Annotated in this window: 11 protein-coding genes and 1 pseudogene; 6 read left to right on the top strand and 6 right to left on the bottom strand. The window is 72.0% G+C overall.

Features of this window, described 5'->3' with window-relative positions; translation table 11 throughout:
• The 3 genes from ACWC94_RS39075 to glgB form a co-directional block, all read left to right on the top strand.
• A partial coding sequence (locus ACWC94_RS39075) for an alpha-glucosidase C-terminal domain-containing protein (RefSeq protein ID WP_450802119.1) occupies positions 1 to 304 on the top strand: 304 nt, incomplete at its 5' end.
• A gap of 91 nt (positions 305 to 395) precedes the next feature.
• Positions 396 to 1,769, top strand: coding sequence for a maltokinase N-terminal cap-like domain-containing protein (locus ACWC94_RS39070; RefSeq protein ID WP_450802117.1), 1,374 nt, complete (start codon positions 396 to 398; stop codon positions 1,767 to 1,769).
• Positions 1,770 to 1,789: 20 nt separating this feature from the next.
• On the top strand, positions 1,790 to 4,024 hold the full coding sequence (gene glgB / locus ACWC94_RS39065; RefSeq protein ID WP_450802115.1) for a 1,4-alpha-glucan branching enzyme: 2,235 nt from the start codon (positions 1,790 to 1,792) through the stop codon (positions 4,022 to 4,024).
• 78 nt (positions 4,025 to 4,102) lie between these two features.
• On the opposite strand, the gene ACWC94_RS39060 is transcribed toward glgB, so the two are convergent.
• From ACWC94_RS39060 to ACWC94_RS39045, 4 genes are all read right to left on the bottom strand, one after another.
• Positions 4,103 to 6,328, bottom strand: coding sequence for a HelD family protein (locus tag ACWC94_RS39060; RefSeq protein WP_450802124.1), 2,226 nt, complete (start codon positions 6,326 to 6,328; stop codon positions 4,103 to 4,105).
• A 170-nt stretch (positions 6,329 to 6,498) separates the two neighbouring features.
• Positions 6,499 to 6,831 carry a thioredoxin gene (gene trxA / locus ACWC94_RS39055; RefSeq protein WP_450802114.1) on the bottom strand — a complete coding sequence of 111 codons (333 nt, stop codon included), beginning with the start codon at positions 6,829 to 6,831 and terminating at the stop codon, positions 6,499 to 6,501.
• A complete protein-coding gene (locus tag ACWC94_RS39050; protein WP_450802112.1) occupies positions 6,828 to 7,256 on the bottom strand; it encodes a MerR family transcriptional regulator in 429 nt (142 codons plus the stop codon). Before ACWC94_RS39050 ends, trxA begins: the two co-directional genes overlap by 4 nt.
• A gap of 52 nt (positions 7,257 to 7,308) precedes the next feature.
• Positions 7,309 to 7,824: an Lrp/AsnC family transcriptional regulator gene (locus tag ACWC94_RS39045; RefSeq protein ID WP_450802110.1), complete on the bottom strand. Its 516-nt coding sequence runs from the start codon at positions 7,822 to 7,824 to the stop codon at positions 7,309 to 7,311.
• Between the two features lie 45 nt (positions 7,825 to 7,869).
• On the opposite strand from ACWC94_RS39045, the gene ACWC94_RS39040 reads away from it, so the two are divergent.
• A complete protein-coding gene (locus ACWC94_RS39040) occupies positions 7,870 to 8,778 on the top strand; it encodes an NAD-dependent epimerase/dehydratase family protein (RefSeq protein ID WP_450802108.1) in 909 nt (302 codons plus the stop codon).
• 1 nt (position 8,779) lies between these two features.
• Complete coding sequence (locus ACWC94_RS39035) at positions 8,780 to 9,673, top strand: aldo/keto reductase (protein ID WP_450802107.1); 894 nt, start codon at positions 8,780 to 8,782, stop codon at positions 9,671 to 9,673.
• Positions 9,674 to 10,026: 353 nt separating this feature from the next.
• Here ACWC94_RS39035 and ACWC94_RS39030 read toward each other — a convergent pair whose 3' ends face one another.
• On the bottom strand, positions 10,027 to 10,791 hold the full coding sequence (locus ACWC94_RS39030) for a DUF2127 domain-containing protein (RefSeq protein WP_450802106.1): 765 nt from the start codon (positions 10,789 to 10,791) through the stop codon (positions 10,027 to 10,029).
• A gap of 94 nt (positions 10,792 to 10,885) precedes the next feature.
• Positions 10,886 to 12,559 (bottom strand): MFS transporter, encoded by a 1,674-nt coding sequence (locus ACWC94_RS39025; protein ID WP_450802105.1) that lies wholly within the window; start codon positions 12,557 to 12,559, stop codon positions 10,886 to 10,888.
• Between the two features lie 135 nt (positions 12,560 to 12,694).
• On the opposite strand from ACWC94_RS39025, the pseudogene ACWC94_RS39020 reads away from it, so the two are divergent.
• Positions 12,695 to 13,297 (top strand): annotated as a pseudogene (locus tag ACWC94_RS39020) (TetR/AcrR family transcriptional regulator); the annotation flags it as partial.
• Positions 13,298 to 13,412: the final 115 nt, after the last annotated feature.

Genomic DNA, 13,412 nt, shown 5'->3' with positions numbered 1-13,412 from the left:
CAAGCAGAACCCCGCCTTCGGACTGGGGTCCTACAACGAGCTGCAGTCCTCCAACCCGGCCGTCCTCGCCTTCCTGCGGGAGGCCCCCCTGTCAGGGGACGGAGGGGACGACCTGGTGCTGTGCGTCCACAACTTCTCCCGCTTCGCGCAGCCGACGGAGCTGGATCTGAGCCGGTTCTGCGGGCGGCACCCCGTCGAACTGTTCGGCGGGGTCCGCTTCCCGGCGATCGGCGAGCTGCCGTACCTGCTCACCCTCGCGGGGCACGGCTTCTACTGGTTCCGGTTGCGCCGGAACGTGGCGTAGAACCCCGGTGGTGGGGCGGTTTCTCCCGCCCCACCCGGGGCACGCACAAGTGATACCCCCCCTCGCGCTCCGGGGAAAGGACGTGACGCCCATGGCGGAAACGGTCACCTCATCCGGCACCACCACCCCGCTCCTCGCCTCCCTGGACCCCTTGTTGCGCGAGTGGCTGCCGAGGCAGCGCTGGTTCGCCGGCAAGGGCCGCCCGGTCACCGGGTTCACCCCCGTGGCCGCCACCGAACTGCTGCCTCCCGACGGCCGGCTGGGCCTCTACCACCTGCTCCTGCGCGTCCACCAGCCGTCCGCCCTGGGCGACGAGTCCCACCCGGGCGACTGCTACCAGCTCCTCATAGGCGTGCGCGAGGCGCTGCCGCCCCGGCTGGCGCCCGCGCTGATCGGACATCTGGAGGAGGGCCCCCTCGCCGGACGCACGGTGTACGAGGCCCTGTACGACCCCCGGCCCGCCGAAGTACTGCTGGAGGCCCTGCGCACCCGGGCCCGCATCGGCGGACTGCGTTTCGAGGGGGATGCGCGTCAGGAGATCCGCGCCGGGCTGGTGGCCCGGCTGATGACCGCCGAGCAGTCCAACTCGTCGGTGGTCTACGGCGATACGTTCATCCTCAAGCTGCTGCGCCGCGTGGTGCCCGGCATCAACCCCGACCTGGAGATACCCCTGGCGCTGGCCCGCGAGGGCTGCCCCCGGGTGCCCGCGCCGACCGCCTGGCTGCATGCGGACGTGGGCGCGGAGTCGTACGTCCTGGCGGTGCTCCAGCCCTTCGTCAGCGGGGCGAGCGACGGCTGGGAGCTGGCGCTGCGCGAACTGGCCAAGGGCGAGGACTTCGCCGCCGAGGCGCGGGCGCTGGGCCGCGCCACCGCCGAGGTGCACACCGCGCTCGCCCACGCCCTGCCGACGGTCACTCTCGGCCACGCCCAGCTGCAGTCGACGGCCGAGGGGATGACCGAGCGACTGGAGGCGGCCGTCCAGGCGGTGCCGGGACTGCGGCCGTACGAGGACGGGCTGCGCTCGGCCTACCGGGCACTGGCCGACCTCGCCACCGACGGCCGCACCTGGACGGCCCAGCGGATCCACGGCGATCTGCACCTGGGCCAGTGCTTGCGCTCGGCGTCCGGGCAGTGGTCGCTGATCGACTTCGAGGGCGAACCGGCCCGGCCGCCGGCCGAGCGGCGCATGCCGCAGCCGCCGGTGCGGGACATCGCGGGAATGCTCCGCTCCTTCGACTACGCGGCCCACTCGGTGAGCCCTCCCGCACCGGACTGGGCGCGCGTGTGCCGGGCCGCCTACTGCTCCGGGTACGCGGAGGTGGCCGGCCGCGACCCGCGCACCGATCCGGTGCTGCTGCGGGCCTTCGAGACCGACAAGGCGGTCTACGAGGTCGTCTACGAGGCCCGGCACCGCCCCGACTGGCTCCCCGTACCGCTCTCGGCGATCCGTCGCCTCGCCGCGTGAAGACCAGGAGGATCCGTCCCGTGACGACCAAGAAGCCGGCCCCCTCGAAGCACACCCCGGATGCCGCCGTCTCCCCCGCTGTCGAATCCGCCGACCGCGAGCGGCTGCTGCACGGCACCCACCACGACCCGCACTCCGTACTGGGCGCCCACCCGGTGGAGTCGGGCGTCGTCTTCCGGGTCCTGCGGCCGTACGCGCTGTCCGTCACGGTCGTCGCCGAGGGGCTGCGCACGGAACTGCGCGACGACGGCGACGGGTTCTTCTCGGGGGCGCTGCCGCTCGCGGACGTGCCGGACTACCGGCTGCTGGTGGCGTACGAGGGGAACGTCCTGGACACCGAGGACCCCTACTGCTTCCTGCCCACGCTCGGCGAGCTGGACCTGCACCTGATCGGTGAGGGCCGGCACGAGCAGCTGTGGCAGGCGCTCGGCGCCCATGTCACCACCCATCAGGGCGTCACCGGCACCCGGTTCGCGGTGTGGGCGCCCAACGCGCGGGGTGTACGGGTCGCGGGTGGCTTCAACTTCTGGGACGCGACGGGCTTTCCGATGCGCTCGCTGGGCTCCTCCGGGGTGTGGGAGCTGTTCGTGCCGGGGATCGGCGAGGGCGAGGCGTACAAGTTCGAGATCACCCGTCCGGACGGCTCGCGCACCCTGCGCGCCGATCCGCTGGCCCGCCGTACGGAGGCTCCGCCCGCCACCGCGTCGATCGTGCACGCCTCGCACCACGAGTGGACCGACGCGGAGTGGATGGCGCACCGGGCCGACACCCCCGTGCACGAGGCCCCGTTCTCCGTCTACGAGGTCCATCTGCCGTCCTGGCGCCCCGGCCTGACGTACCGCCAGCTGGCGGACCAACTCGCCGCCTACGTACGGGAGACGGGGTTCACCCACGTGGAGCTGATGCCGGTCGCCGAGCACCCCTTCGGCGGCTCCTGGGGTTACCAGGTCACCGGCTTCTACGCCCCGACGGCCCGGCTCGGCACCCCGGACGACTTCAAGTACCTGGTGGACCGGCTGCACCGGGCCGGCATCGGCGTGCTGATGGACTGGGTGCCGGCGCACTTCCCGCGCGACGACTGGGCGCTGGCCGAGTTCGACGGGCGCCCGCTGTACGAGCACCACGATCCGCTGCGGGCCGCGCATCCCGACTGGGGCACCCTGGAGTTCGACTTCGGCCGCCGCGAGGTGCGCAACTTCCTCGTCGCCAACGCCGTGTACTGGTGCGAGGAGTTCCACATCGACGGCCTGCGGGTCGACGCGGTCGCCTCCATGCTCTACCTGGACTACTCGCGTGAGCCGGGCCAGTGGACCCCGAACGAGCACGGCGGCCGGGAGAACCTGGACGCGGTGGCCTTCCTGCAGGAGATGAACGCCACGGTCTACCGGCGCTGCCCGGGCGTGGTGACCATCGCCGAGGAGTCGACGGCCTGGGACGGCGTCACCCGCCCCACCCACCACAAGGGCCCGAGCGGTTTCGGCGGGCTCGGTTTCGGCCTGAAGTGGAACATGGGCTGGATGCACGACTCGCTGCAGTACATGGCCCACGACCCGGTCCACCGCGCCTACCACCACCACGAGATGACCTTCTCGATGGTGTACGCGTACAGCGAGAACTACGTCCTGCCGATCTCCCACGACGAGGTCGTGCACGGCAAGCGGTCCCTGGTCTCGAAGATGCCCGGCGACTGGTGGCAGCAGCGCGCGAACCACCGCGCCTACCTGGGCTTCATGTGGGCCCACCCCGGCAAGCAGCTCCTGTTCATGGGGCAGGAGTTCGCCCAGGGCGCCGAGTGGTCGGAAGTGCACGGCCCCGACTGGTGGCTGCTCGACCCGTCCTACGGCGCCGAGGCCGACCACCGGGGTGTACGGGACCTCGTGCGGGATCTGAACACCCTGTACCGGGCCACCCCCGCCCTGTGGCAGCGCGACACCGACCCGGCGGGGTTCCAGTGGACCACCGGGGACGCGGCGGACGACAACGTGTTCGCGTTCCTGCGCCTGGACGCCGACGGCAATCCGCTCCTCGCGGTCTGCCACCTGTCCCCCGTGGTCCGCCCCGACTACCGCCTCGGCGTCCCCGAGGACGTCCCGGCCTGGCTGGAGGTCCTGAACACCGACGCGGCCCGCTATGGCGGCAGCGACATCACCAACCCGGACGTCATCAAGCCGGAACCCCAGTCATGGCACGGACGCCCGGCGAGCATCAGGCTGACGCTGCCGCCCCTGGCCGTGGTGTGGCTCCGGCCGGCCTAGACCCTTCCGTTCGGATCATCCGGGCGTCGCGGGGCCCAGGGGCCGGGACACCGCCTGTCGCCTCCCGCTGCCCGCGCGTTACCCGAAGGCCTCGGCCAGTGCCTTCGGCAGCTCCCCGGTGTGCACCACACCCAGTCGCTGCGTGGCCCTGGTCAGGGACACGTACAGGTCGCTGGTGCCGTACCGCCCGGGCTCGACCACCAGGACGGAGTCGAATTCGAGCCCCTTGGACTGGCGCGGATCCAGCAGGACGACCTTCTGCGTCAGGTCCGGTTCGCCACCCGCGGTGACGTTGTCCAGCCGGGCCGCCAGCCGGCGGTGCAGCTCGCGCGGGGCGATGACCGCGAGGCGGCCCTCGGCCGGGGTGAGTTCGGCGACGGCCTCCGCGACCGCGCCGGGCAGGTCGTCGTGGACCCGCCGCGCCCAGGGCCGCACCCCGGTGGAACGGACCGAACTCGGGGGCTCGAAGTCCGGGTTCTCGGCGCGGACCACGGCCGCGGCCAGCTCCATGATCTCGGCCGGGGTGCGGTAGTTGACGCCGAGGCGGGTGTGCTCCCAGCGGTCCTCGACATACGGCGCCAGGATGTCCGCCCAGGAGCCGACCCCGGCCGCCTCGGCGGTCTGCGCGGGGTCGCCGACCAGGGTCATCGCCCGGGTCGGGCTGCGCCGCATCAGCAGCCGCCAGGCCATCGGGGACAGCTCCTGCGCCTCGTCCACGATGATGTGCCCGAACGCCCAGGTCCGGTCGGCCGCGGCCCGCTCGGCGGCGCTGCGGTGGTCGGCCTCCTCGTGCCGCTCGGCGAAGCGTTCGGCGTCGATGATGTCGTGGGCCGACAGGACTTCGGAGTCCTCGTCGTGCCTGTCCTCGAACTCGTAGGTCCGGGAGGCGTACGAGACGTCCAGGACGCCCTGCGCGTAGGCCACCTGTGTCTCGCGCTCGCGCTCGGCCCGGGCCCGCGCCCACCGGTCGTCCTCGCCGAGGAGTTCGGCCGCCTCGTCGAGGAGGGGGACGTCGGCGACGGTCCAGGCGCGGGTCACCGGGCGGCGGACGGCGGCCGCGTCCTCCTCGCTCACGTACCCCTCCGGCTCCGCGAGGAAGTCGGCGACGAGCCGCTGCGGGGTGATCCTCGGCCACAACTGGTCGACGGCGGACCAGACTTCGGGGTTCTCGGCGAGTTCGTCACGGATCTGGGTGATGTCGGAGGCGTCGAGCAGGCTGCTGCCGTCGTACGGGTCGGTGCCGACGCGTTCGGCGTACAGCTCGGTGAGGGTGTTGAGGATGTGCCCCTCGAAGTGCTCGCGGGCCGCGTTGTGCGGCAGCCCGGCGGCGCGGGTGCGCTCGCGGGCGACACGCACCAGGCCGTCGTCCAGCATGAGCACCTCGCGGTCGTGCTCGATCGCGAGGACCGGGTCCGGCAGGGCCTGCCGGTCGCGCACGACGGCGGCGAGCACGTCCGCCATGTCGGCGCGGCCCTTCACGGCCGCCGCCTCGGGGGTGTCGACGGCGGTCGCCTTCACTCCGGGGAACAGCTCGCCGACCGTGGCCAGGAGCACACCGGTCTCACCGAGGGAGGGCAGCACCTCGCCGATGTAGCCGAGGAAGGCCGGGTTGGGGCCGACGATCAGTACCGCGCGGCGGGCCAGCAGTTCCCGGTGCTCGTACAGCAGGTACGCGGCCCGGTGCAGGGCCACGGCCGTCTTGCCGGTGCCGGGGCCCCCCTCGACCACCAGTACCCCACGGTACGGCGCCCGGATGATCTCGTCCTGCTCGGCCTGGATGGTCTGCACGATGTCGCTCATGCGGCCGGTGCGCGCCGAGTTCAGCGCGGCCAGCAGCACGGCGTCGCCGTTGTGGTCCTCGTAGCCGGTGCGGGTGGCGTCGCCGAGGTCGAGGATCTCGTCGTGCAGGGAGGTCACGGTCCGGCCCTGGGTGGTGATGTGCCGGCGGCGGCGCAGGCCCATCGGGGTGTGGCCGGTGGCCAGGTAGAAGGGACGGGCGACGTCGGCCCGCCAGTCGATGAGGACCGGCGTGCGCTCGGTGTCGTCCTCGCGCAGCCCGATCCGGCCGATGTGGTGGGCGGCACCGTCGGCCAGGTCGATCCGGCCGAAGCACAGCGAACCGTCGACGGCGTTCAGCGCGGCGAGCAGCCCCGAGCGCTCGGCGACCAGGATGTCCCGCTCCAGCCGGGCCTGCATGGGCTTGTCGCCCTGGGCGAGCGCGTCCGTGACCGACGTCTCGGCCTCGCCGCGCAGCACGTCCACGCGCGCGTACAGTCCGTCGATGAATTCCTGCTCGTGCCGCAATTCATCGCGTGGAAATTCGGTGTTTGACAATTCCGCTCCCGCCCGGATATACTGTGCTCACTGAACTTCTCCGCGCCTTCCCTCAAGAGAAGTCGCGAACCACCGAATATACGCAGAGAAATCCCCCGAGCGCAATTGCTCGGGGGATTTTTTTCACGGGCGCACGGGTTTTACAGCACGTCGGCCAGCTCCTCCAGCAGCCGCCGCCTGGGCCGCGCCCCCACCATCGACCGCACCGGCTCACCGTCCCGGAAGACCATCAGGGTCGGGGTGGACAGCACGCCGTAGGCGATCGTCGTCTGCGGATTGCGGTCCACGTCGAGCTGCACGATCTTCAGCCGGTCGCCCTCCTCGAAGGCGATGTCCTTCAGCACTGGCGCGAGCTGCCGGCACGGCCCGCACCAGTCGGCCGTGAACTGCACCAGGACCGGCAGCTCCGAGTTCCTCACCTCCGCCTCGAAATCCGCGTCCGTCACCTCGGCCAGTCCGCTCACCAGACTCATCGCGAAAGCCCTCCCAGCTCGCACACGGGTTCCGGGCCACCCGGAACCAGCGCCTCGGCGGCCAGCGCGTCCCGGGCCCGCTCGGCCCGCCGCAGCTGCCCGGCGACCGTCTCCCGCACGGCCGACAGCTGCCCGATCAGCGCGTCCAGCTCGTCCAGCTTGCGCCGGTAGACCGCGAGCGAGGCCGGGCAGGAGTCGCCCTCCGGGTGCCCGGAGCGCAGGCACTCCACGAAGGGCCGCGTCTCCTCCAGCTCGAACCCGAAGTCCCGCAGCGTCCGGATCTGCTCCAGCAGCCTCAGGTCGCCCTCGTCGTACGTGCGGTGTCCGTTGCCGTCGCGCCGGGCCGGCAGCAGCCCGCGTGCCTCGTAGTAGCGCAGGGTGCGGGTGGTGGTCCCGGCCCGTGCGGCCAGCTCGCCGATTCGCATGCCTTCGACCGTAGGTGTTGACGTCGGCGTCAGGGCAAGCGGTGCTCCCGTTTCACTTCGGAGGCAGCAGCGGCTTCCGGCGCACCGGTGAGGACAGCACGATCGACGTCGTCGTCCGGCCCAGCGCCGAGGTCTGCTCCAGGACCTCCTCCAGGTGGACGGTGTCGGTGACGGCGACCTTGAGGATCCAGCAGTCCTGGCCGACCACGTGGTGCACCTCGGTGATCTCCGGGCGGTCGATCAGCTCGAGGGTCCTGGGGTGCTTGAGGCTGTAGCCACCGTGCGGGTTCACCCGGATGAAGGCCTGGATGCCGTAGCCGAGGCGGGCGGGCTCGACCTGGGCGCCGTACCCCTCGACCACGCCGGCCGCCTCCAGCCGGCGCACCCGCTCGGCCACGGCCGCCGGGCTCAGAGTGACCCGCCGGCCCAGCTCGCTCAGCTTGATCCGTCCGTCGGTCTGCAGCAGCTGGAGGATCTGCCGGTCCACCGCGTCGAAGGCCACCTGTGTTTCGTCGGCGACGGCCCGCAGATGCCGTGGTTCTTTCGGTGTGGTGACCCGATCTCCCATGTCTCCCCCTTCAGAGCTCCCTGCCCGGTCCGGAGAATTATGGTCATGACAAAGGCACGAGAGGTACTGGTCATCGGCGGCAGCCGCTATTTCGGCAAGCGGCTGATCGCCCGGCTGCTGGCGGCGGGTGACCGGGTCACGGTCCTGAACCGGGGATCGTCGGCCCCGCCGCCGCAAGCGGTCCATCTGGTGGCCGACCGCGACGACGAGAAGGCGCTGACCGAAGCGATCGGCAGCCGTACCTTCGACGTCGTCATCGACCAGGTCTGTTACACCCCGCGCCAGGCGGAGATCGCCCGCCGGGTCCTCACGGGCCGCACCGGACGCTATGTCATGACGTCGACGGTGGAGGTGTACGAGCAGGAGGACTCGGCGGTGCCGGTGCCGGAGAGCGCGGTCGATCCGAGCACCGTCGCCGTGGACCTGGAACTCGCCTGGGACGACGCCGAGTTCGCCGGGGCGCACTACGGCGAGGGCAAGCGGCAGGCCGAGGCGGTGTTCACGGGGGCCGGCCTGCCGTTCGTGTCCGTCCGGGTCGCCCATGTGCTGGGCGGTGACGACGACTTCACCGGCCGGCTGGAGCACTACGCCCACCGCGTCCGCACCGGCACACCCATCGCCGTACCGCCTCTCCCGCACCCGGCGACGTACATCCACGTCGAGGAGATCGCCGACTTCCTGTTCTGGGCGGCGGGGGCGGACTTCACGGGCCCGGTGAACGCCGCCTCCCACGGCCTGCTGACCCTGGACGAGCTGTGCACCGCGGTGGCGGCCCGGCTCCCCGGGGGCGAGGTGCGGTTCGAGGTGACCGAGTCCGCCGAAGTCTCCCCCTTCGCCTTCCGCCGCCGTTACGCCATGGACAACTCCCGGGCCGCCGGGCTCGGCTTCGCCTTCGGTGACGTACGGCAGTGGCTGCCGAAGGCCGTCGCCGAGACCCTGGGAAGGGAGAACTGAGATGCGCCACCGCACGATCGGCGACCTGAAGGTGAGCGCGGTGGGACTCGGTGCCATGCCGCTGTCGATCGAGGGCCGGCCCGACGAGGCCCGCGCCCTCGCCACCGTCCACGCGGCGCTGGACGCGGGTGTGACCCTGCTGGACACGGCCGACTCCTACCACCTGCCGGGCCAGGAGCCCGGCCACAACGAACTCCTCCTCGCCCGCGCCCTCGCGACCTACGGCGGTGACACCGACGGGGTACTGCTGGCCACCAAGGGCGGCCGGGGCCGCCCGGCCGACGGCGACTGGACGACGACGGGCACGCCCCGGCACCTCAAGACGGCCGCGGAGGCCTCACTGAAGCGGCTGGGCGTCGAGGCGATCGGCCTCTACCAGCTCCACAAGCCCGATCCCGCCGTCCCGTTCGAGGAGTCGGTCGGCGCCCTGCGCGACCTGCTCGACGCGGGCACGATCCGCCTGGCCGGCCTGTCGAACGTGACCAGCGACCAGATCACCCGGGCCCGTACGATCCTCGGTGACCGCCTGGTCTGCGTGCAGAACCGCTACTCCCCCGGGGTTCGTGACAGCGAGCCCGAGCTGCGGCTGTGCGCGGAACTCGGCCTGGCGTTCCTGCCCTGGAGCCCCCTCGGCGGCATCTCCCGCAGTGCCCTGGACGGCCCGTCGGGCCGGGCGGCGGACCCACGGTACGCCGCGTTCCACGAGGTGGCCCGCGACCACGGCGCGAGCGCCCAGCAGGTCTGCCTGGCCTGGCTGCTGTCCCTGTCCCCGACCGTCCTCCCGATCCCGGGCGCGAGCCGCCCGGAGACGATCAGGAACTCGGCCCAGGCGACGGACCTGGACCTGAGCCCGGAGGAACTGACGCGGCTGACGGAGGCCACGCGGGCCCGGTGAAGGACCCGGGACGAGCCGGCGCCACCCGCTCGCGGACCGTGAGCGCCGCTCAGCGGCAGAGTGCGTCGAGGTCGTCGGCGAAGGACGAACTCCGCCCCGGCCGCGGCGACGATCTCCCCGGCGGGACGGCACGAGGTGGTCGCGTGCCGGGCGGCGAGGTCCGCGAGCACGGCGTTCGGACGGGCGGTCCAGCCCTCCTCGGGTCAGAGGACCTCCCGCGGGCCGTGGCCGTCGGAGCCCGGGTACACCACCGGCCGCCCCGGCCGGACCTCCGGACGGTGACGAGGCCACCGGTGCGGTGCTTGCCGAAGACCCGGTAGGCGCCGCCGTCGGCCGTCCTCGCTCGACGCGCATCAGACCGTCACGCCCGCCGACTCCTCCACCTCCATCAGGGACGCGCTGTGCCGTTCCTCCTCGAAGGCCCTGCGGCCGCCCCGGAGGCCGAACAGGCGCTTCGCCACGGCGATGTAGAGGACCGCGAGGAGGTTGAGGACCAGGGTGGCGATCTTCAGGTAGCTGACCTTCTCGGTGAGCTCGTAGATCTCCAGCGGGAGGAAGGCGGCGGTGGCGACGACCGTCAGATACTCGGCCCAGCGCTTGGCGTACCAGAGGCCGACGGCCTCGATGAGCTCGATCAGCGCGTAGGCCAGCAGCAGGGCGGCCACCAGCAGCAGCGTGGAGTGCTTGTAGCCGAACGCCTTCTGGATGGAGCCGACGACCGGTGAGTGGTCGAGGTCGTAGTGGAAGTGCTTGAACACGGGGCGGAAGACGTCCACGTTCTCGTTGAACAGCCGGCGCACCGCGTCCTGGCTGTTACTGAACTTCCACACCGCGACGGCGACCAGCACGATGAACACGCCGCGCACGGCGCGCTCGATCGCCAGGAAGCGCAGGATGAACAGGTCCCGCAGCACCTTCCCGCGCGGCACCAGCGGCGCCTCGTCGGCCGGTCCCGAGCCGTGCGGCTCCCCCAGCACGAAGTCACCGCAGCGCAGACAGCGCCACACCTCGCCGAGCGCGGTCGCGGCGTGCAGCCGCAGCCGCAGGCGGGGGTCGTCGGGCGCGTAGGTCACATGCCCCTTGCGCGCGCAGGTCCGCCGGTCCCAGTCGATACTCATCCCCCGTGCCTCCATACACGTACTGACGCCACGCACGAACGTGCCGTTCCGATTGATCCGGAGCGGCACGTTAGTGGATGGGGGTGGAAAGCCGTCAGCCGGCCGTGCTGTCCGCCAGTTCCCTCTCCTCGGTCTTCACGTCCGGCGCGGGGGCTTCACGGCCCGGGAGCAGGAAGCCCACGAGGACGGTGCCGAGGCCGAGGACCACCGCGCCGACCAGGCTGGTGTGGGCGACGGCGGAGGAGAAGGAGGAGCCTACCGCGTCGGCCATCTGGCGGGCGCCGGAGGCGAGTTCGGCGGCCTGCTGCTTGAGCTGTGCGGCCTGCTGCGGGTTCGGGGTCTTCGCCGCCTGTGCGGCCAGCGCGTGCGCCTTGTCGCCGATGCCCTGGGCGACGGCGTATCCGGCGCCGACCGAGTCCTGCGCGGTGTCCAGGGCGCTCGCCGGGAGCTTGCTGCCGGCGGTGGCGTCGGAGAGGTGGTTGCCGTACGACGTGGCGAGCAGCGAGCCGAGGATGGCGATGCCGAGCGAGCCGCCCAGTTCCAGCGAGGTGTCGTTGACCGCGCCGCCGACGCCCAGCTCGGATTCCGGGAAGGCGCCCATGATCGCGTCGGTGCAGGGCGAGAGGGCCAGACCGATGGCCAGGCCGAGGATGATCAGGGGGGCCAGGAAGTCGGTGTACGTGGATCCCGCGTCCACCCGGGTCAGCAGGGCGAGGGCGCTGGTGCCGCCGACCATGCCCGCCGTGACGGTCCACTTCATCCCCACCCGCGGGGTCAGGAAACCGGTCAGGGCCGAGCCGACGAAGACCGCGCCGGCCAGCGGGAGCATCCGTACGCCGGTCTGCAGGGCGTCGTAGCCGAGGACGAACTGCAGGTGCTGGGTGAGGTAGTAGAAGGCGCCGAAGACGGCGAGGAAGAACAGGGCGACGGCGAGGTTGGATCCGGCGAAGCGGCGGTGCGCGAAGCGGCGGACGTCCAGGATCGGGCGGGGGTGGCGCAGCTCCCAGACGACGAAGGCGACCAGGCCGACGCCCGCGACCACGGCCGCCGTGACCGCCTTGGTGCCCCAGCCGAAGTGCGGCCCCTCGATGATCATGTAGACGAGGGAGCCGGTCCAGACGACCGACAGCAGGCCGCCGATGTAGTCGATGCGGTCGTGGTGGCCCGCCTTGGACGGCGGGACGAGCACGAAGGCGGCGACGATCGCGAAGGCCGCGATGGGCACGTTGATCAGGAAGGTCGAGGACCAGCCGTGGTCGCGCAGGAGGGCGCCGGCGACGACCGGTCCGGCGGCGATGGCGAGCCCGGCGGTGGCGGTCCACAGGACGATCGCCTTGGCGCGTTCGGCGCGCGGGAAGGTCGCGGCCAGCAGGGAGAGCGTGGCCGGCATGATCAGTGCGGCGCCGACGCCCATCACGGCGCGGGCCGCGATGACGGACGTGGAGCTGTCGGCGAGGTAGCCGGCGACCGCGCCGCCGCCGAAGACGACCAGCCCGAGGACGAGTGCCCCGCGCCGGCTGTACTTGTCGCCGATCGCGCCGAGCAGCAGCATCAGGGCGGCGTAGGGGACGGTGTAACCGTCGATCACCCACTGCAGGTCGGCGCTGGTCAGCCCGAGGTCCTTCGTCATGTCGGGCGCGGCGACCGTGAGGGCGGTGTTCGCCATCACGATGATCAGCAGGCTCAGGCAGAGCACGAGCAGTGCCCACCAGCGCCGGGCGTACGGGCGCTCCATCTTCTCGACCGGTTCGGTCATGACGAGTCGCATGGCAGGGGTCGCCTTCCTCGGATGCGCGACGGGGAGTCCAGGTTTTGCACAGTGACGTGCAATTGCACAGCACTGTGCAATGTACGGCGTTGCACAGTGCTGTGCAAGTTGCGCGGGTGCGTGCAGAATGACGGCATGACCACGGGTAACCCCAGCCGCGCGGACGCCAACCGGCGCCGCATCCTCGACGTCGCCCTGGCCGAGCTGCTGCGCGATCCGGACGCCTCCATGGACCAGATCGCGCGCGCGGCCGGTGTCGTACGGCGGACGGTGTACGGCCACTTCCCCAGCCGGGAGGCGCTGATCAGCACCCTCGTCGACGAGGCGGTGCAGGCGCTGACGGACGCGGACGCGGCGGTGCGCGAGGGGGTGGAGGACCCGGCGGAGGCGGTGGCCCGGTCGCTCCTCGCGATCTGGGCGGCCGCGGACCGCTACCGCCTGCTGATCGCGCTCGCCCAGCGCACGGTCACCGTCCAGGGCATCCGCGAACGCCTCGCCCCGCTGCGGGCCAACAAGGTGCGGCTGCTCCAACAGGGCCTGGACGAAGGCGTGTTCAGCTCCCCGCTGCCGGCTCCGGCCCTGGCGTACGTGCAGGAGCAGATGGTGTTCGCGGTGATGGAGGCGGTGAACGACGGCCTGGTGACAGCACAGGAGGCGGGCCGCTCGGCCACGGTCACGGTCCTGACCGCGGCGGGCGTGCCCGCCTCGACGGCCACCGCGCTGGTGGCCAAGGTGAGTGCGTGGACGAGTGAGGGGCCGGGCGGTCGAGGTACGGGGGAGACTCGACCGCCCGGCGGTGGATCCCGGACGCCCGGCCCGGGTTCAGGCGGGGCCGGACGTCCGGAGTGAAGGG

It is taken from the genome of Streptomyces sp. NPDC001135, assembly GCF_053598395.1.
This window is presented reverse-complemented; position numbering and strand designations above follow the sequence as displayed.

Excerpts from the sequence above, each read along its gene's own strand:
- ACWC94_RS39070 (WP_450802117.1), top strand. The coding sequence starts at position 396 with ATGGCGGAAACGGTCACCTCATCCGGCACCACCACCCCGCTCCTCGCC.
- trxA (WP_450802114.1), bottom strand. The coding sequence starts at position 6,831 with ATGAGTCTGGTGAGCGGACTGGCCGAGGTGACGGACGCGGATTTCGAG.
- ACWC94_RS39050 (WP_450802112.1), bottom strand. The coding sequence starts at position 7,256 with ATGCGAATCGGCGAGCTGGCCGCACGGGCCGGGACCACCACCCGCACC.
- ACWC94_RS39045 (WP_450802110.1), bottom strand. The coding sequence starts at position 7,824 with ATGGGAGATCGGGTCACCACACCGAAAGAACCACGGCATCTGCGGGCC.
- ACWC94_RS39040 (WP_450802108.1), top strand. The coding sequence starts at position 7,870 with ATGACAAAGGCACGAGAGGTACTGGTCATCGGCGGCAGCCGCTATTTC.
- ACWC94_RS39035 (WP_450802107.1), top strand. The coding sequence starts at position 8,780 with ATGCGCCACCGCACGATCGGCGACCTGAAGGTGAGCGCGGTGGGACTC.
- ACWC94_RS39030 (WP_450802106.1), bottom strand. The coding sequence starts at position 10,791 with ATGAGTATCGACTGGGACCGGCGGACCTGCGCGCGCAAGGGGCATGTG.
- ACWC94_RS39025 (WP_450802105.1), bottom strand. The coding sequence starts at position 12,559 with ATGCGACTCGTCATGACCGAACCGGTCGAGAAGATGGAGCGCCCGTAC.